General features: G+C 41.4%; 18 protein-coding genes. 13 read left to right on the plus strand and 5 right to left on the minus strand.

Going from position 1 to position 18502, the window contains the following annotated elements:
- Position 1 precedes the first annotated feature (1 nt).
- Positions 2 to 244 carry a heavy-metal-associated domain-containing protein gene (locus BLT18_RS08050; protein ID WP_139184721.1) on the plus strand — a complete coding sequence of 81 codons (243 nt, stop codon included), beginning with the start codon at positions 2 to 4 and terminating at the stop codon, positions 242 to 244.
- Positions 245 to 467: 223 nt separating this feature from the next.
- Here the strand turns inward: BLT18_RS08050 and BLT18_RS08055 are convergent, their stop codons facing one another.
- Positions 468 to 1742: an L-lactate MFS transporter gene (locus BLT18_RS08055; RefSeq protein WP_091272862.1), complete on the minus strand. Its 1275-nt coding sequence runs from the start codon at positions 1740 to 1742 to the stop codon at positions 468 to 470.
- A 168-nt stretch (positions 1743 to 1910) separates the two neighbouring features.
- Here BLT18_RS08055 and BLT18_RS08060 point away from each other — a divergent pair, with 168 nt between their 5' ends.
- The 6 genes from BLT18_RS08060 to BLT18_RS18660 all read left to right on the plus strand — a co-directional run bounded on the left by BLT18_RS08060 (position 1911) and on the right by BLT18_RS18660 (position 7104).
- Positions 1911 to 3137: an MFS transporter gene (locus BLT18_RS08060; protein ID WP_091272863.1), complete on the plus strand. Its 1227-nt coding sequence runs from the start codon at positions 1911 to 1913 to the stop codon at positions 3135 to 3137.
- 216 nt (positions 3138 to 3353) lie between these two features.
- Positions 3354 to 4307: an ABC transporter permease gene (locus BLT18_RS08065; RefSeq protein ID WP_091272865.1), complete on the plus strand. Its 954-nt coding sequence runs from the start codon at positions 3354 to 3356 to the stop codon at positions 4305 to 4307.
- On the plus strand, positions 4297 to 5247 hold the full coding sequence (locus BLT18_RS08070) for an iron chelate uptake ABC transporter family permease subunit (RefSeq protein ID WP_091272866.1): 951 nt from the start codon (positions 4297 to 4299) through the stop codon (positions 5245 to 5247). Before BLT18_RS08065 ends, BLT18_RS08070 begins: the two co-directional genes overlap by 11 nt.
- Complete coding sequence (locus BLT18_RS08075) at positions 5241 to 5996, plus strand: iron ABC transporter ATP-binding protein (RefSeq protein WP_091272868.1); 756 nt, start codon at positions 5241 to 5243, stop codon at positions 5994 to 5996. The genes BLT18_RS08070 and BLT18_RS08075 overlap by 7 nt, the downstream gene beginning before the upstream one ends.
- Positions 5997 to 6020: 24 nt before the next feature.
- On the plus strand, positions 6021 to 6977 hold the full coding sequence (locus tag BLT18_RS08080; RefSeq protein ID WP_091272869.1) for a siderophore ABC transporter substrate-binding protein: 957 nt from the start codon (positions 6021 to 6023) through the stop codon (positions 6975 to 6977).
- The gene (locus BLT18_RS18660; RefSeq protein WP_281242348.1) at positions 6970 to 7104 is read left to right on the plus strand and encodes a hypothetical protein; all 135 of its coding nucleotides are present in this window, start codon (positions 6970 to 6972) and stop codon (positions 7102 to 7104) included. The genes BLT18_RS08080 and BLT18_RS18660 overlap by 8 nt, the downstream gene beginning before the upstream one ends.
- Positions 7105 to 7168: 64 nt before the next feature.
- Here BLT18_RS18660 and ilvD read toward each other — a convergent pair whose 3' ends face one another.
- Positions 7169 to 8857 (minus strand): dihydroxy-acid dehydratase, encoded by a 1689-nt coding sequence (gene ilvD, locus BLT18_RS08085; RefSeq protein WP_091272871.1) that lies wholly within the window; start codon positions 8855 to 8857, stop codon positions 7169 to 7171.
- A 314-nt stretch (positions 8858 to 9171) separates the two neighbouring features.
- Here ilvD and BLT18_RS08090 point away from each other — a divergent pair, with 314 nt between their 5' ends.
- Positions 9172 to 9372 (plus strand): hypothetical protein, encoded by a 201-nt coding sequence (locus tag BLT18_RS08090; protein ID WP_091272873.1) that lies wholly within the window; start codon positions 9172 to 9174, stop codon positions 9370 to 9372.
- Between the two features lie 151 nt (positions 9373 to 9523).
- Here the strand turns inward: BLT18_RS08090 and thpD are convergent, their stop codons facing one another.
- The 3 genes from thpD to BLT18_RS08105 all read right to left on the minus strand — a co-directional run bounded on the left by thpD (position 9524) and on the right by BLT18_RS08105 (position 11452).
- Entirely contained in the window at positions 9524 to 10468 is a 945-nt protein-coding gene (thpD, locus tag BLT18_RS08095; RefSeq protein ID WP_091272875.1) for an ectoine hydroxylase, read from the minus strand.
- 373 nt (positions 10469 to 10841) lie between these two features.
- Positions 10842 to 11177: a spore coat protein gene (locus BLT18_RS08100; protein WP_091272877.1), complete on the minus strand. Its 336-nt coding sequence runs from the start codon at positions 11175 to 11177 to the stop codon at positions 10842 to 10844.
- Between the two features lie 11 nt (positions 11178 to 11188).
- Entirely contained in the window at positions 11189 to 11452 is a 264-nt protein-coding gene (locus BLT18_RS08105) for a hypothetical protein (protein ID WP_091272879.1), read from the minus strand.
- 189 nt (positions 11453 to 11641) lie between these two features.
- On the opposite strand from BLT18_RS08105, the gene BLT18_RS08110 reads away from it, so the two are divergent.
- The 5 genes from BLT18_RS08110 (at position 11642) to gcvH (ending at position 18500) form a co-directional block, all read left to right on the plus strand.
- A complete protein-coding gene (locus BLT18_RS08110) occupies positions 11642 to 14032 on the plus strand; it encodes a 3-hydroxyacyl-CoA dehydrogenase/enoyl-CoA hydratase family protein (protein WP_091272881.1) in 2391 nt (796 codons plus the stop codon).
- Positions 14033 to 14052: 20 nt separating this feature from the next.
- Positions 14053 to 15234, plus strand: a complete 1182-nt coding sequence (locus BLT18_RS08115; RefSeq protein WP_091273044.1) for an acetyl-CoA C-acetyltransferase — start codon at positions 14053 to 14055, stop codon at positions 15232 to 15234.
- Positions 15235 to 15291: 57 nt separating this feature from the next.
- Positions 15292 to 17076: an acyl-CoA dehydrogenase family protein gene (locus BLT18_RS08120; RefSeq protein WP_175487427.1), complete on the plus strand. Its 1785-nt coding sequence runs from the start codon at positions 15292 to 15294 to the stop codon at positions 17074 to 17076.
- 620 nt (positions 17077 to 17696) lie between these two features.
- Entirely contained in the window at positions 17697 to 18056 is a 360-nt protein-coding gene (locus BLT18_RS08125) for an arsenate reductase family protein (protein ID WP_091272883.1), read from the plus strand.
- Positions 18057 to 18116: 60 nt separating this feature from the next.
- The gene (gene gcvH, locus BLT18_RS08130) at positions 18117 to 18500 is read left to right on the plus strand and encodes a glycine cleavage system protein GcvH (RefSeq protein WP_091272885.1); all 384 of its coding nucleotides are present in this window, start codon (positions 18117 to 18119) and stop codon (positions 18498 to 18500) included.
- Positions 18501 to 18502 lie beyond the last annotated feature (2 nt).

Genomic DNA, 18502 nt, shown 5'->3' on the forward strand with positions numbered 1-18502 from the left:
GATGGTGGTTATGACGCGTACCATTTCTTTTGAAACGATGAGCCACAGCGATAAGGAACGCATTGAAGAAGTGCTGCTCGATGTATGGGGAATTCGAAAAGTTGATATTAATCCCTATAAACAAGAAGCCGTTGTTTCTTATGATGAAGATGCAGCTTCATTTATTGATTTTGAACAAGCACTGAAAGACAGTGGATATCACATTGACTCAGATGACATGCCAATGCAAAGGGAGGACATGTAAGTGGCAAAGGTTTGTGAAATATGCGGACAAAGAACAGAACAGCAAGAAAATGCCTCACCATATGAAAAGCTCAGCGTTTGTGAAAGCTGCTTAGAAGACAGAACATTCCCTTCTCCAGCAAAACCGGAATAAAGGAATAGTAAATCCCCCCATCTCACGACAAAAGTGGGTTGGGGGGTTCCAGGTTATAAAGTTTTCTGTAAAGAAGAACACAATGTTGTCTTTATTGAGGTGACAATTCTGGTTCGCCGCCTTTTTCCTTTTCTGTATTGTTATTTTCTTCACGTATCTTTGCAATATTTCGCTTCATTAAGATTGCTAAGACAAGCGCGGCAAGTAGTAAGAAAGCAAAAACAAAAAAGGTGAATACATAACTTCCAGTGTTTTCATACACTGCTGACACAATCATTGGTCCGACGACACCAGCAAGAGACCAGGATGTGAGTAAATATCCATGAATTGCACCGAGCTGTTTGGTACCAAACAAATCGCCAATGAACGCTGGTAAACATGAAAAGCCGCCGCCGTAACAAGAGATAATGAGAAACAAAATAATCGAAAACAGTATGACGTTGGTAATATAAGGGAGCAAAAAGAAAGCTGCTACTTGAAAGATGAAGAAAATTAAATACGTGTTGGCTCTGCCAATATAGTCTGAAGCAGACGCCCATATAATCCGGCCGCCGCCGTTAAACAAACCCATAATACCAACAACAGAAGCAGCTGTTGCAGCTGTGGCTCCAGTAATGTCTTGTGCCATTGGCGAGGCTACGGATAACAGCATAATCCCCGCAGAGATATTAATGAACATCATACCCCATAATAGCCAGAAGCGTAATGTTTTTGCTGCTTCATTTGCTTTCAAATAAGCTAAATCTCCGCCTTTGTCCTCCTCTTCTTCAACTTCTTTACCGTGAGGAGTCCATCCTTCTGGTGGTTTGGCGATATATAATCCGCCAAGTAACATGAGAAGAAAGTAAGAAATCCCAAGGATATAAAATGTCATCGGAATGGACAGAGCACTCATTAACATGTTAGCAATTGGACTGGTCACAAGTGCTCCAGCACCAAATCCCATCACTGCCATTCCCGTTGCCAGTCCACGGCGGTCAGGGAACCATTTGACCAAGGTAGATACAGGAGCAATGTAGCCAAAACCTAAACCAAAACCGCCAATAACCCCAAAAAACAGAAGGAACATAATATAGCTTCCCATAGCAACAGCAAATCCTGCTCCGACTGTCCCTATACCAAACAAAATGGCAGCAATAATCGCTGATATACGCGGTCCTTTTCTTTCAACAAACTTTCCAAAAAATGCAGCAGACAACCCGAGAATAAAAATCGCGATAGTAAAAGCAAGCGATACATCAGTCGTCTCCCATCCCAATGCTTCATTCAAAGGGTTTTGATACACGCTGTAAGCATAAATCGAACCAATCGATAAGTGGATTGCAATAGCTGACAGCGCAATTAACCATCTATTTTTATCTGCCATCGTAACACTCCTTTCTTTTTTTGGATGTTCTTATTATGGACGTATTAAAAAAATTCATTAGCTGTTTTTGACTGAGAAGCGCTGGATAAAAAAATGGTAAACGAAGCATACTACTGTATACATTTGTGATTCTACATTTATAAAACATATCCTACTTGGAGGAAAAAAATGGATAAAAAAAGATGGGATTTAATTGCGTTGGCGTCAATCCCTTTAATGATGACATTGGGGAATTCCATGTTGATTCCGGTGCTTCCATTAATGGAAAGAGAGATAGAAATAACAGCATTTCAATCAAGCTTAATTATTTCCATTTATTCGATTGTCGCCATTATATTAATTCCAATTTCAGGGTACTTATCAGATAAAATTGGCAGAAAAAAAGTTATTATTCCAAGCCTTCTGATTGTCGGAATAGGTGGAGCTGTTTCTGCCTATGCTGCTTGGCAGATGGATAATCCATACATTGTTATTATGATAGGAAGGTTTTTACAAGGAATTGGAGCGGCTGGTGCTTTTCCGGTTGTGCTGCCGACAGTAGGAGATATGTTTAAGGAGGAAAAACAAGTTAGTCAAGGGCTTGGCATTATTGAAACTGCCAATACTTTGGGGAAAGTGTTGAGCCCCATTTTGGGAGCGTTGTTAGCTGTAATTATTTGGTACATGCCGTTTATTGCGATTCCGATTCTTTCCATGGTTTCGGTGCTCTTGGTCTGGTTTTTAGTAAAGACCCCCAAAAGAGATGGACAAGAAGGTGTTCCGTCCTTTCGTCAATTTATTAAAGGAGTAAAAGAGACATTTCATCATAATGGGCGTTGGCTTGTGGCTGTTTTTTTTATTGGTGGTATCCTTATGCTTGTATTATTTGGGTTTTTGTTTCATTTTTCATCGCTGCTTGAAGATACGTTTCATATTAACGGTTACATGAAAGGATTAGTATTGGCGATTCCGCTGTTATTTTTATGTATTGCTTCTTTCTTAAGCGGAAAAATGATTGGTGAAGATAAAAACCGTATGAGATGGTTTATTTTAATAGGAAATGCGACTGCTGCTATTTCTCTGTTTTTTGTTCGCGATGATATGAACTTATTATTATTCACAACGTTATTATCAGCTGCAGGGATTGGAATCGGAGCAAGTTTACCTTGTTTAGATGCTTTGATTACAGAAGGAATCAAAAAGGAAGAAAGAGGATCAATAACGTCTATTTACAGCAGCATGCGTTTTGTCGGCGTAGCTGCCGGGCCTCCTGTTGCGGCGTTATTAATGAAATACAACGCAAATTATATTTATTATTTACTCGCTGGATTGAGTGCAGTAGCTGTTATTATAACCTTTGCAGCGATACGTCCTTCTTCGGAGAAAGAAGAGAGCAAGGAGCCCGTTGTAACATAGAAAACAATAATAAATATTATTCCGATTTTGCAGTAAAGGAAATGGGGCAATGTTATACCATTCGGCTGTGTTGTAACCAACAACAAGCCGAATGTTTTTTGTTTTTTTGTATGAAAGATTTGACAATTGTCGTAAATATGCTAGAATGATAATCGTTATCAATGAAATTGATAATGAATTTCATTATTTCCTGTGCAGGTTGGAGAAAGGTAAATCATGAGAAAAAGGTATCTTTTCACAGCACTTCTCGTGTTATCTTTTGCTTCCGTGTTTATTGGAGTGCAAGAGCTTTCACCGTTAGATATTTTTACAATGACAGAGGAACAAGCCCAAGTGTTATGGGCAAGCAGGGTTCCACGGCTCATGAGTATCATCATAGCCGGGGCGAGCATGAGTATTTGCGGTATTATCATGCAGCAATTGAGCCGTAACAAGTTTGTATCGCCCACAACAGCTGGAACCTTGGATGCGGCGAGGCTCGGTATTCTCGTGTCGCTCTTATTATTTACGAGTGCGTCGCCGCTTACAAAAGCCGCGATATCATTTGTGTTCGCATTGCTGGGTACGCTTGTGTTTATGAAGCTGTTAGACAAAATCAAATTTAAAGACCCAATTTTTATACCGCTTGTTGGGTTGATGTTTGGTAACATACTCAGTTCAATCACTATGTTTTTTGCCTATAAAAACGATCTCATTCAAAACATGACATCGTGGCTGCATGGAGATTTTTCTATGATTGTTGCAGGTCAATACGAACTCATTTACATAAGTTTGCCTGCTCTTGTGATTGCTTATATGTTTGCAGACCGGTTTACAGTAGCTGGAATGGGAGAAGACTTCTCTACGAATCTTGGTCTGAACTATAAACATGTTGTCAATATTGGGTTAATTATTGTGGCACTCGTAACATCTGTTGTCGTATTAACAGTGGGAATGATTCCATTTTTAGGACTGATTATTCCAAATATCGTTACGATTTTCAGGGGCGATCATCTGAAGAAGAGCTTGGCACACACCGCGCTGTTTGGCGCTGTATTCGTTTTATTTTGTGACATTCTAGGAAGAATTATTATTTACCCTTATGAGATTTCGATTGGTTTAACAGTCGGAGTGATTGGAAGCGGAATTTTCATTTACTTGTTGTTGAGGAGAAAAGCCTATGAGTCATAAGGCTAAGCTAATCATTTTAACAGTTATAGCAGCAATTTTCACAGGACTTTTCCTTTTCCAGGGAATTGAAAGCAATTGGGATTATATTTTGCCGCTTAGAACGAAAAAGGTTATAGCAATCATATTGACGGGAGCAGCAATTGCGATTGCAACAGTTATTTTTCAAACACTGACAAACAATCGTATTTTAACACCGAGCATTATCGGCTTGGATGCATTATATATGCTGATCCAGACTGTAATCATTTTTGCATTTGGTTCACAAGTTGTAACGATGGTAGATAAAAACATTAATTTTTTGCTTACTGTCACGATTATGATGGGATTTGCCTTTTTATTGTACTCGTTTCTTTTCCGTGGAGAAGGCCGTAACATTTATTTTCTCCTGCTGATTGGTTTTATATTTGGCACATTTTTTGAAAGCTTGTCATCGTTTATGCAAGTACTTATTGACCCCAATGAATTCCAAGTCGTGCAAGACCAAATGTTTGCCAGTTTCAATAATATTCATACCGAGCTGCTGCTGCTGTCCATTGCGGGATTTGTTATTGTGTTGTTCTATTTAATTCCGTTTCTGAAATACTTAGATGTATTGTCATTAGGAAAAGATCACGCCGTAAATTTAGGAATCGATTACGATTATGTCGTGAAAAGACTGCTTCTCATAGTTGTTGTTTTAATATCGATTTCTACAGCACTAGTAGGTCCCATTACGTTTTTGGGGCTGCTTGTCGCCAATGTGGCTCGTGAGTTTTTGAAAACATATCGACATAAACCGCTTCTGGCAGGCTCCGTTTTAATTAGTGTGGTTGCGCTAATCAGTGGTCAGCTCATCGTAGAAAGAGTCTTTACGTTTTCAACGACATTAAGCGTGATTATTAATTTCGTTGGCGGTGTTTACTTTTTATATCTTTTATTAAAGGAGAATCGGTCATGGTAAAGGTGAAAAATCTGTTTAAACAATATGCATCTAAACGTGTAGTAGACAATGTCTCCGTGTCGATTGAAAAAGGAAAAATCACGTCATTTATTGGGCCGAACGGGGCTGGTAAAAGTACATTGCTGTCGATGGTCAGCCGTCTTATTGCTAAAGACAGCGGGGAAGTACTCGTTGATAATCAAGATATATCAACAACATCAAGCAAAGAGCTGGCGAAAAAAATTGCGATTCTTAAACAGTCCAATTATCTCAACATACGATTAACCGTACAAGATCTCGTCAGCTTTGGGCGCTTTCCATACTCGCAAGGAAACTTGACCGAAGAAGATTGGGAATATGTCGATGAAGCCATCACTTATATGGAATTAGATGATTTGAGGGACCGTTTTCTTGATCAATTGAGCGGCGGGCAGAGGCAGCGTGCTTTTATCGCGATGGTGATTGCGCAAAACACCGAGTACATTTTGCTGGATGAACCATTAAATAATCTTGATATGAGACATTCTGTTCAAATTATGAAGGTGCTGCGTCAATTGGTGGACGACCTTGGCAAGACTGTGGTTCTCGTCGTTCATGACATTAATTTTGCATCATGTTATTCCGATTACATTGTCGCAATGAAAGATGGAAAGGTCGTAAAAGAAGGCAGTACAGAAGAAATTATCAATCGCCAAGTATTGAAAGACATTTACGATTTAGACATGACCATTCAACACATCAACCAACGAAAAATTTGTGTATATTTTTAAAAGAAAATAGAGGGGGAATGAATGATGAAAAAAGCATTGTACTTGTTGGGAGCTGGGGTTTTAAGCATTGGATTGTTGGCTGCATGCGGTCAAGAGGACGAAGAAGCGAGTGCAGGAGGCAGTGAAAACGAAGAGGAAAAAGAAGCAGTAACCGTAGAGCATGAGTTAGGGGAGACGACTGTCGAGAAAAACCCAGAAGATGTCGTTGTGTTTGACTTTGGCAGCCTTGATACACTTGATACATTGGGAGTGGATGTAACCGGGGTTCCGCAGGCAAACATTCCGTCCTATCTCGAAAAATATGAAAGCAGCGAATATGAAAACGCAGGGGGCTTAAAGGAACCGGACTTTGAAAAAATCGCTGAGATTAATCCGGGTTTAATTATTATTTCCGGCCGTCAATCAGATGCGTATGAGGAGCTGAGCAAAATTGCTCCAACGATTTACTTAGCTGTTGATACCGAAAATTACTTAGCTTCTTTTGAGGAAAATGTGAACACGTTAGCGGAAATATTTGAAAAAGAAGAGCAGGCAGAAGAAGAATTAGCGTCAGTTAAAGAGGATATTGCGGCATTGCATGAGGAAGCGTCCGCCATGGATGAAGAAGCACTGATTGTGTTAGCAAATGACGGCAAAATTAGTGCATACGGAGAGGGGTCCCGATTTGGTATTATTCATGATGAATTCGGCTTTAAAGAAGCAGATGAAAATATCGAAGCTTCTACACATGGTCAAAGCGTTTCATTTGAATACATTGCTAAAGAAGATCCGGAGTACTTGTTTGTGATTGACCGTACGCAGGTGGTAGGTGGAGAAACATCTGCTGAGCAAGTGATTGAAAACAGCATTGTAGAAGACACTAGTGCGTATCAAAACGATAACATTATTTATTTGAATCCAAACTATTGGTATTTATCTGGAGGCGGGTTGGTATCTGTCTCTGAAATGGTACAAGAAGCAGAAGCAGCCATTAGTGAATAATAAACAGCCAGCAGCATTGTCCATTGAAGGCATGACTGCTGGCTTTTTTACATTACAGGGCAGTGAAAAGATAAGAAAAACGGCGGATCCCGTTATAAGGATTCGGCCATTTGACTACTATGTTTAACAATAAAGTGAAAAGCCTTCCACCGATAATATATGGCGGAAGGCTTAGGTTTTGTTGGATTAGCTTAGCGGTCTGTGACAGCACCTTTTGCGCTAGAAGAGACTAATCGTGCATATTTGGCAAGCGCTCCAGACTTATAACGAAGCTCTGGTTCTTGCCACTCGCGAGCACGCTTATCAAATTCTTCATCGGTAATATCAAAATTAATTTCTTGGGTTTCGCTGTCGATAATAACGTAATCACCTGTTTGTAAAAGGCCGATTGGTCCGCCAGCTGCAGCTTCAGGAGCAACGTGGCCAATAACAAACCCGTGTGAACCACCGGAAAAACGGCCATCTGTAATAAGAGCAACTTTTCCGCCAAGCCCTTTGCCGACAATCATTGATGTAATAGACAGCATCTCTGGCATACCCGGTCCGCCTTTTGGACCGACATTGCGAATAACGAGGACATCGCCTTCGACGATTTCATTATTTGTGATTGCTTCGGTTGCTGATGCTTCACTGTCATACACTTTCGCTTGACCTTCAAAACGGCTGATTTTTTGTCCAGACATTTTTGCAACCGCGCCTTCTGGTGCAAGGTTCCCTTTCAAGACAACAAGCGGCCCATTTGGTTTAATTGGATTGTCGAGCGGATAAATAATGTTTTGGTCTTCTTTAAGGCTAGGTGCTTCTTTTAAGTTCTCCGCCAGAGTTTTACCAGTAACAGTGAGGCAGTCGCCATGAAGGAGTCCTTCTTCAAGAAGCATTTTCATCACAGCTGGCACCCCGCCTGCCATGTATAAATCTTGCATGACATATTTGCCGCTTGGCTTTAAGTCAGCAATATGCGGAACGTTTGTGCGAATTCGTTCAAAATCATCGTATGTTAAGTCTACTTCGGCAGATTGAGCGATGGCCAATAAGTGTAAGAAAGCATTCGTTGATCCGCCAAGAGCCATAACAACAGTAATCGCATTTTCAAATGCTTCCTTTGTCATAATATCGCGCGGATAAATTTCCTTTTCCAATAATTCTGTTACTAAGGCTCCAGCTTCTTTCGCTTCGACTTCTTTGTAGTCATACACAGCCGGAGTAGAAGAGGACCCAGGAATGCTCATGCCCAGCGCTTCCACAGCAGCTGCCATCGTATTTGCTGTGTACATGCCGCCGCATGCTCCTGCACCAGGGCAAGCATTACATTCGACAGCATGTAATTCTTCATCATTAATAATACCTTGCTGGTGTTGACCTACTGCTTCAAAGGAAGACACAATATCAATGTCTTGACCGTTCAATTTACCAGGTTGAATGGTGCCCCCATAAATATATACAGATGGAAGGTTCATGCGGCCGATTGCCATGAGACAGCCTGGTGTTGTTTTGTCACATCCGCCAATGGCTACATATCCATCTAAGCGCTCAGCTCCCACAACGGTTTCAATCGAATCAGCAATAATTTCACGGCTCGGCAAGGAATAGTTCATGCCCTCATGTCCCATCGCAATACCGTCAGAAACCGTGATCGTGTTAAATATTAACGGGGCACCGCCATTTTCTGCAGCCCCTGTCTTCGCTTCTCTAGCAAGCTTATCAATATGTACGTTACAAGGAGTTACTTCGCTCCATGTACTCGCAACACCAACCATTGGCTTTTTAAAATCTTCATCTTCAAAACCAACAGCGCGAAGCATCGAGCGGTTTGGCACGCGATTTACGCCTTCACTAATTACTTTACTTCGTATACGCAAGTCTTTTTTGCCTTTTTCCATACTTTCCTTCCTCTCTGCGAATGATTGTCCTTAAGAATAGGAGTATATGTTAAACATTGTGTATAACTACCACTATTATAATCATACTAGGTTATACAATAACTATCAATTACGGAAAAATGGAAAAGTTTTTGCTTTTAGAGGGATTTTTATAAAAAACAAACAGGAAATCAGCAGCGCTTTAACGAAAGTATATAAAAATCATGTTTATTAATCTAAAAGAAAGGGTACAAAAATTAATATCTTAATATTCTCATAATTAGTAAATGTCAAACATATAATAGGGAGATAACAAAAATTAGGAGGGATAAGCTATGAAACAGCCCATGTTATGGACATTTATTATGATGACCGCATTTGTTCTTCTATTTTTTGTTGGTACGGTTCAAATACAAGGGGTATCAAGCTCCATTTTCCAAATGATTGGATTTGGAGGCATGGTGTTTACTATGCTTTATGGACTTCTGGTAACACAGCACACGGAGAGTGAAAATCAGGAAAAACAAGAAGAATAAATTGCCATGGCTGTTTTCCGTTTCAAAAACGGGGGACAGCCATTTTAGGTGTACAGTCCCTATGGCTGTTATGTGTTATATCTATGCTTTTTTATGAAAAACATAACAGCTGCCTCCGATATATCGGAGACAGCTGCCGGGAGTACAACTGTTATTTGTTAGCCATGCGAGTCGAGAATGTTTGCAGACGATCTTTGTTTGGTGTAATAGGCACAATATCTTCCCGGTTTGCAAGGAATTCAGGGCGTGGAGATTGACCGGAATATGGATTTGTTAATTTGTTTTCAATCGAGTTAAACACGAAGAAAACATTACTGCGCGGATATGGAGAAATGTTGCCTGCAGATCCATGCATTGTATTGCAGTCAAAGAATAACACGGAGCCAGCAGGCCCTGTTGCCCGGTCAATTCTTCCATTTGCTTTGTCCACCAACCATCTCATGCTGTCATTATCTGGTACACCGGTTTCTTGTTTCTTTAATGAAGATTTGTAATTGTTTTCTGGTGTTGTACCAGGGCATGATATATACCATTTTTGTGAGCCTGGAATTAACATAAGCGGACCATTGTATTCATAGTTGTCAGTCAAAATGATAGAGCAGCTGACTGCGCGCATATCAGGCATACCGTCTTCTACGTGCCAAGTCTCAAAGTCCGAATGCCAGTAAAACTCCTTACCTTTAAAACCTGGTTTGAAATTTATTCGGGACTGTGTGATGTATACTTGGCTGCCTAATAATTGCTGCGCTGCTTTTACGATACGATGATTTTTGGATAATGCTTGGAAAAACCCGCTGTCCTTGTGAATTTCAAACACGGACCGAATCTCGTTGCTTCCCGGCTCTTTAATGACATCGTCTGCGTCTTTTTCCCGGTTGCGGTCCATTGTCCGCTGTAATTCACTTTTCATGATTGCTACTTCATCATCATTGAAAAGTTTTTCAAACATTAAGTAACCATTTTCCTCAAAACCTTTGAGGTCCTCTTCGGTTAAAGGACCATCTGCGAATTCTGGATTGCGGTGAACTACAGGGTCTTTCCTTTCCAAAATACGAGCACGTTGACCAAGTCTGGAAGGGTATTTATCGACTGCCATTACACCATCACTCCTTTTGCACTCACTAGATTTTAATGAAAATGGCGAGTCGTTAGGTCAGATACCCAACTAAAATTTTAAATAAACCTAACAAGTCAAAAAAATATAATTTGGAACATTCAGATTAATTTTGTGTTACTAGTAATATCAAGGTTTGGGGCAATTTATTGTTTGCCTGAAAAATTTTTAAAAATAGGTTTAAATATGTTGGCGGAAAGGAATAATTATTAAAAAAATTTTTTGAAATGATTGTGTGAAAAGGGCTGTACCTAAACATATCGATTATTAGGACAGCCCTTTCTATGCTTTGTCTTTGGTATTGTGATCGGTGGGGAGCAGTTACTTTAGAAAGAATCTCTCCGACTGTTTATTACTATTGGACCATGTCACTAGATGGAAGCTGGCTGTTGTATCCGGTAAATTGCTGGTACGTTTGGGAAATCGTTTGCTGGTCAGCTGCTTCGAAGCTGTACCATCCTTTTTTAAACATGAGATTAAATAAATCCCGCTGCACATTTTGTGTCTCGCTGAAGATCAAAGAAATATCATTGTACAAATCTTGATGGCTGGCTTCATTCATGGCTGTGCTGTATGAATCAGTCATGTATTTTTCCGTTGTCAACATATCATTTAAAAAGTCCCTGTCATTCATTTCAGGCGTTTGTGGAACTTCCGTTTTAGGGTTTTGAATTTTATTAGACCCTGGCATCGTACCCCTCCTTAATTCGTGTTTTGCTGAATAGGTTGGTTTCCGGACTGTAAGTGTGTCATGAGCTGCTGGTAGTGACGTTCATGCATACGAGATGTTTTTTCTAACTCTTGTTTAATGTCCATGTCTGTGCACTGTTTAGCAAAAAAAGCTGCTTTTTTTGCAGCGTTTAAGTTCCAGCTCAGCATGTCGGACAGGTAAAGATGATCCTTTGTTGACACTTGCTGAGGAGGCTGCGGCATCACTTGCTGTTGGTTTTCTTGCTGCTGTTCCATCAGTCATTCCTCCTTTTTTTATACGATTGTTAGTATGTAGATATAGGAAAGACAATATGCATAGATTAGAACATTAATTTTTAGAATTTTTATATTTTTCTGTTGTTTAAGAAAGAGAAATTTTATATGCTTTAAGTAGAGTGAATGGCCATTCATTTTTATGTGTGAAGAGAAGAAAGGAGGATGACGGTGACAGCCACTATACAAAAGGCGGCCGTACTGGGCTCTGGAGTAATGGGTTCAAGCATTGCTGCGCATCTGGCTAATGTAGGGATTTCAGTTCTGCTTTTAGATGTCGTGCCTAAAGAGACAAATGACAAGGAAAAAGCAAAGGGGCTTACAACAAGCGACAGAAGCGTACGAAATCGATTTAGTGAACAGGCGAAGCAGAAACTTCGAAAACAAAAGCCTGCTCCTTTGACATCGAAAAGCAAATTATCATTAATTGAAGCAGGGAACATGGAAGATGATATGCAACGTCTTAGCGAAGCGGATTGGATTATTGAAGCAGTCATTGAAGACTTGGGTGTCAAACAGCACGTGTTAAAGGTAGTAGAAGGTTACAGAAAGCCTGGATCTATTGTAAGTTCTAACACATCAGGAATTGCCATTAATGAGATGGCAGATGGTTTAAGTGAAGAATTTCGGTCGCACTTTTTAGGAACACATTTTTTTAACCCGCCGCGATATTTAAAGCTGCTTGAATTAATACCGAACAGATACACAGACCCTGCAGTAAAAACGGAGATGAAAGACTTTGCTGAAAATACGCTTGGAAAAGGCGTGGTCGAAGCCAAAGACACTCCAAATTTCATTGCCAACCGTATTGGAACATACGGATTTTTAATAACCGTGCATGAAATGCTTAGACAAGGATGGTCTGTTAGTGAAGTTGATTCCATTACGGGAGCTGTCATTGGGAGGCCAAAAAGTGCAACGTTTCGCACGCTTGATGTTGTAGGTCTCGATACATTTCTCCACGTGGCAAAGAACGTATATGATAAAGTGGATGGCCAGGAAAAATCGGTCTTTCAGCCGCCTGCTTTTATGAAGGAAATGGAGGAAAGAGGCTGGTTAGGGAGCAAAAGCGGGCAAGGATTCTACAAGAAAGTTACTGGGGAAAACGGCAAGGAAATTTTAGAATTGGACGTTGATACGTTTACCTATCAGCCGCGAAAACGAATAAAAGCCAAGTCTCTTGAAGAAGCGGGACGGAAAACGAGCACACGTGAAAAACTAAAGACACTTGTATATGCTGATGATCAAGCCGGCCGCTTTATTTGGAATATTTTAAAGCCTTTGCTTTTGTACACCGCAGAAAAAGCTGAAGAAATAGCCAATAATATTGCTGCGGTTGACCAGGCGATGAAATGGGGATTTGGATTCGAGCTTGGTCCGTTCGAGACGTGGGATGCGATTGGTGTAGAACAATCTGCTGCACGTATGGAAGAAGAAGGAGAAACCCTGCCCGTTTGGGTCAAGGAAATGCTTCATCAGGGGTATAAAAGCTTTTACTCGTCTGCACAGGAATATTACCACAAAGGTAAATATCTGAAGATAAACAGCAATACAAAAAACATTGATTTAGGAAAGCGAAAAGCAGTTCAAGGCGCGGTGATTCACAGGAATGCTGGTGCCAGCTTCATTGATATTGGTGATGGTGTGGCATGCCTGGAGCTGCATTCGCCAAATGATTCGATAGGTTTAGATGCCATTCATATGATCAATACAGCAGTTTATGAAACGGAAAAAAATTATAAAGGCTTGGTCATTGCCAGCCGGAGCAAAAACTTTTGTGTTGGTGCCAATATCATGATGATGCTGATGGAGGCGCAAGACGATAATTTTGTGGAGATTGATATGGTTGTCCGGAAGTTTCAACAAGCCATGCAAAAAATAAAATATGCTAAACGGCCGGTAGTGGCTGCACCATACGGCATGACACTTGGAGGAGGGACGGAATTATGCCTGCCTGCAGCCAGCATTCAAGCGGCTTCTGAAACGTACATGGGCCTTGTGGAAACGGGAGTTGGATTAATCCCTGCAGGTGGAGGAACAAAAGAGCTCTACCGCAGACACATTGAAAGTTTTCCTCAACACGGAAAGAAGGAACTGCTTGCTGCAGCAAATCAAGTATTTGAAAAGATTGCGCTAGCTAGTGTTTCTACGTCAGCGGAAGAGGCAAAAGACAATAAGTTTCTAAGTTCAACAGACAATATCATTTTTAATCAAGATCACCTTCTTTATTATGCCAGACAAAAAGTACTCCATTTATATGAAACAGGCTATAAGCCGCCGCTGCGGCAAAAGATACCGGTGACAGGGAAAACGGGGTACGCTGCAATGAAACTAGGTGCGAAAACGTTTCATTTCGGCGGAAGAGCTTCAGCTCATGACGTTAAGATTGCTGAAAAACTTGCCTTTGTCATTGCGGGTGGAAATGTAGCATGTGGAACACTGGTAGATGAAGATTATTTACTCGATTTAGAAAGAGAGGCATTTCTAAATTTAATGGGAGAACCAAAATCCCAGGCGAGGATGCAATATATGCTGATGAAAGGAAAGGCGCTTCGCAACTAAACGATGGGAGGGGAGCAATGGTGAAAGAAGCGGTGATAGTGGCTGGAGCAAGAACCCCGGTCGGAAAAGCAAAGAAAGGAACGTTAAAAGACGTGAGACCTGATGACCTTAGTGCCTTAACGATAAAAGAGACGTTAAGGCGGGCCGGGAACTTAGATCCTGCAAGGGTAGAAGATGTGATAATCGGCTGTGCGATGCCAGAAGCGGAACAAGGAATGAATATGGCTCGTAACATTGCTGCTTTAGCAAATCTTCCGCATACGGTGCCGGCGGTAACGGTGAACCGGTATTGTGCATCGGGGCTGCAAACTATTGCATATGGAGCAGAACGAATTATGCTTGGCCAGGCCGGCACGATTGTTGCTGGAGGGGCAGAATCGATGAGCTTGATTCCGATGGGAGGGCACGTGATTGCACCCAACCCGACGCTTGTTGATGAAGCTCCTGAATATTATATGGGAATGGGATATACCGCAGAACAAGTGGCTAACGAATTTGATGTAACAAGAAGAGACCAAGATGATTTTGCAGCAGAAAGCCACCGTCGTGCTGCACAAGCAGTCAAAGAAGGGAAATTTGAAGACGAAATTGTTCCGGTTGATGTAGAGATTCGAACTGTTAGAGAAGACAACAGCGTGCATGAGCAGCAGGTCGTTTTATCGGCGGATGAGGGGGTGCGCCCGGATACAACGGCAGAGACACTGCAGCAGCTGCCGCCTGCATTTCATCCAGAGGGATCTGTTACGGCGGGGAATTCTTCGCAAATGAGTGATGGTGCTGCTGCGGTGTTATTAATGGAAAAAGAACAGGCACTTGCTGAAGGTTTGACTCCCCTTGTTAAGTTTCGGTCATTTGCAGCAGCGGGTGTAAGACCGGAAGTGATGGGGATTGGGCCGGTAGAAGCAATTCCAAAAGCACTGAATGCAGCTGGTTTATCTCTTGCGGACATTGGGCTGTTTGAACTAAACGAAGCTTTTGCTTCGCAAGCACTTCAAGTGATTCGCGAATTAAAAATAGATCCCCAAAAGGTTAATGTGAACGGGGGTGCGATTGCATTAGGGCATCCGCTTGGTTGTACTGGGGCGAAATTGACTGTTAGTTTGGTCAACGAGATGAAAAGACGAAACGAACAGTTTGGGATTGTAACGATGTGTATTGGAGGAGGCATGGGAGCAGCTGGTGTTTTTGAGCTGATTGCCTAGGCGGCAATGAGTTATTGCGGCTTCTGCTCTGACCATAAAAAAATGGGAGGTTAAATCGTGAGCACACATAAAGAGGCAGCGTTTAAAGGTGGAGGCTTTTTAGTCGATGATGTCCAGCCAGAGCATGTCTTTACGCCTGAAGATTTTACCGAAGAGCACAAAATGATAGCAAAAACAACGCTGGATTTTGTTTTTCAGGATGTGGTGCCGGTGAAAGAAAATATTGAAAATCATCAATTTGATCTTTCACGCAAACTTTTGGAAAAAGCCGGGACGCTTGGGCTGTTAGGAGCGGATGTGCCAGAGAAGTATAATGGTCTTGGCTTGGATAAAATTAGTTCCACTATTATTACGGAATGTTTTTCTCCTGCCGGCGCCTTTTCATTAAGTTATGGTGCTCATGTCGGAATAGGGTCATTGCCTATCGTTTTCTTTGGGAACGAAAAACAGCGAAACAAGTATCTGCCGGACTTGGCAGCTGGCAAAAAAATTGCCGCATATGCACTAACAGAACCTAGTTCAGGGTCTGATGCACTCGGAGCAAAAACAACAGCTGCACTAAATGATGAAGGGACCCATTATGTTTTAAATGGTGAAAAGCAGTGGATTACAAATTCTGCTTTTGCCGATATATTTATCGTCTATGCCAAAATTGACGGGGAGGCATTTTCTGCTTTTATTGTAGAACGAACAATGAACGGTGTATCCACTGGTCCTGAAGAAAAGAAAATGGGGATCAAAGGCTCATCAACGAGAACATTGATATTAGAAGATGTCCATGTTCCAAAAGAAAATCTGTTAGGTGAAGCCGGCCGCGGCCACGTTATCGCCTTTAATATTTTGAATATTGGACGCTATAAATTGGGGGCTGGCTGTGTAGGCGGGGCAAAGCGTGCGATTGAACTGGCGTCAACGTATGCCAATCAGCGAAAACAGTTTCAAACACCCATTGGACAGTTTCGGGCCATACAAGAAAAGCTGGGAACGATGGCTGCTAAAACGTATGCGCTTGAAAGCATGATTTATCGGACAGGTGGATTGTTTGAGGAAAAGCTCGGCAATCTTTCTGCTGCAGAACAAAACGATGGCAAGCAAGCGGCTCAATCCATAGCGGAATTTGCGATTGAGTGCTCCTTAACGAAAGTATCCGGCTCGGAGACGTTGGATTTTGTGGTGGATGAAGCGGTACAAATACACGGTGGATACGGCTTTATGTCCGAATATGAAATAGAAACAATGTATAGAGACTCGCGTATTAACCGTATTTTTGAAGGAACAAATGAAATCAATCGTTTGTTAGTTCCAGGAACGATTATGCGAAAAGCGATGAAAGGGGAACTGCCGCTGTTAGAGAAAGCGGGTAAACTGCAAGAGGAGTTAGTGGCATTCATGCCAGAAGAACCAGGTGAAGGGCCGCTTGAAAAAGAAAAATATTTACTTAAAAACGCAAAAAAAATATTTTTCTTCGTTGCCGGCCATGCTGCTCAAAAGTACGGCCAGTCACTGGAAAATGAACAAGAACTATTACTCAAAGCAGCTGATATTGTTAGTGACATTTACTCCATGGAGTCAGTCATCTTGCGGACGGAAAAGGCGGCAGGGAAAAACGGTACAGAGAAAGAAACAGTCAAACATTGGCTGACAAACGTATATTGCCAGGAAGCGATTAACCGAATCGAAGCAAATGCCAAAGAAGCACTCGTTCATATGGAATCGGGGGATACGCAGCGAATGATGCTTTCTATGTTAAGAAAACTGCTTCGTCATACCCCAACAAATATTGTTGCCATAAAACGCAAAATAGCAGAACACATTTTAAGACAAGAACGATACAGTGTCTAGAAAAGGTGAGTCTGGGTCAAATCTAAAACAGGTTACTACAAAGACGAACAATAAGATATGAACGTATAGACAAAGCGTCGTCAACATACGGAGACTCCTTGCGGGACGTAGCCGCATCGTGCGGCCGGTGCCGGCACTGGTACGTCCTGTGCGTTGAAGCACGAGCCAAAGATCTACTTGGTCATGGGTTTTTCTTTACCGAGTCAGCTGAGGCCGTATCCGCGGTAAACGAAGTATGTTGAAGGAGCAATAATAGAGGTTACCAGGATAAACAAATAATCCGGACCGATTTTAATAAATCGTTCGGATTATTCTGCTGTTTCTATCCTTTTGTCCAAGCCTCGATTACACTGGCAGGAGCGTGCAAAATGCTGACTGGCCTATAGTGCGAGCGCCTGCTCAATCGAGATTCTTTCGATACGTCTATGCAAAGCCAGGGTCAGCTTTTACGAAGGGAAATTTGGGAAGTGGAAATTGCATTTACACAAATATTCGATAGAAATGCCATCACAAAAAACAACAACGTCCTGTTAAACATAAAAAGTATAATTCGCTCGAGATTTATCAAATTATTGGTTATAATATGAAGGAAATGCCAGACGAAAGGAGAAAGAATTGGTATGGCGCTCACGTATTATGGGTATGCGCGCTGTGGAACATGCCGTAAAGCAAAACGTTGGCTTGATGAGCATGGTATCCCTTATAATGAACACGACATTGTGCAAAACCCTCCATCGCGAGAAGTAATAGAGCAGTTGTACAAAAGCAGCGGTCTGCCTTTAAAGAAGTTTTTTAACACGAGCGGAAAAAAATATCGTGAACTTGGAATGAAAGAGAAAGTAAAGACGGCAGATGAGTCTGAACTGATGGACTGGCTTGCTTCTGATGGAATGCTCCTCAAGCGCCCAATCGTAACGGACGGAGAAAAAGTTACAGTCGGGTTTAAGGAAGATCAATTTGAGGAAGTATGGAAGAAGTAAATGTGTTAGTTTTGGTGATTGAGGTATTTTATTTAATTTTATAATGGGAGGTAGAATAACATGAATTTACCTAAAGAATTTAAGTACTCCGAAGAACACGAATGGGTGAAAGAAGAAGGAGATAAAGTACGAATAGGTATTACCGACTTTGCCCAATCTGAACTTGGTGACATCGTCTTTGTCGAGCTTCCAGAAGAAGGAGACGAAGTAGAGGCAGACGAGCCGTTTGGAAGCGTTGAATCAGTAAAAACGGTTTCTGAGCTGTATGCTCCTGTAACTGGTAAAGTTGTAGAAGTAAATGAAGAATTGGACGATTCCCCTGAGTTTGTTAATGAATCTCCATATGAAAAAGCATGGATGATTGTTGTTGAACCTTCTAACAAAGAAGAAATGGATGAATTGATGACAGCAGAAGAGTACGAGGAAATGGTTAGTGAAGACTAAAT

This window comes from Alteribacillus persepolensis (genome assembly GCF_900099605.1).
Lineage (GTDB): Bacteria > Bacillota > Bacilli > Bacillales > Marinococcaceae > Alteribacillus > Alteribacillus persepolensis.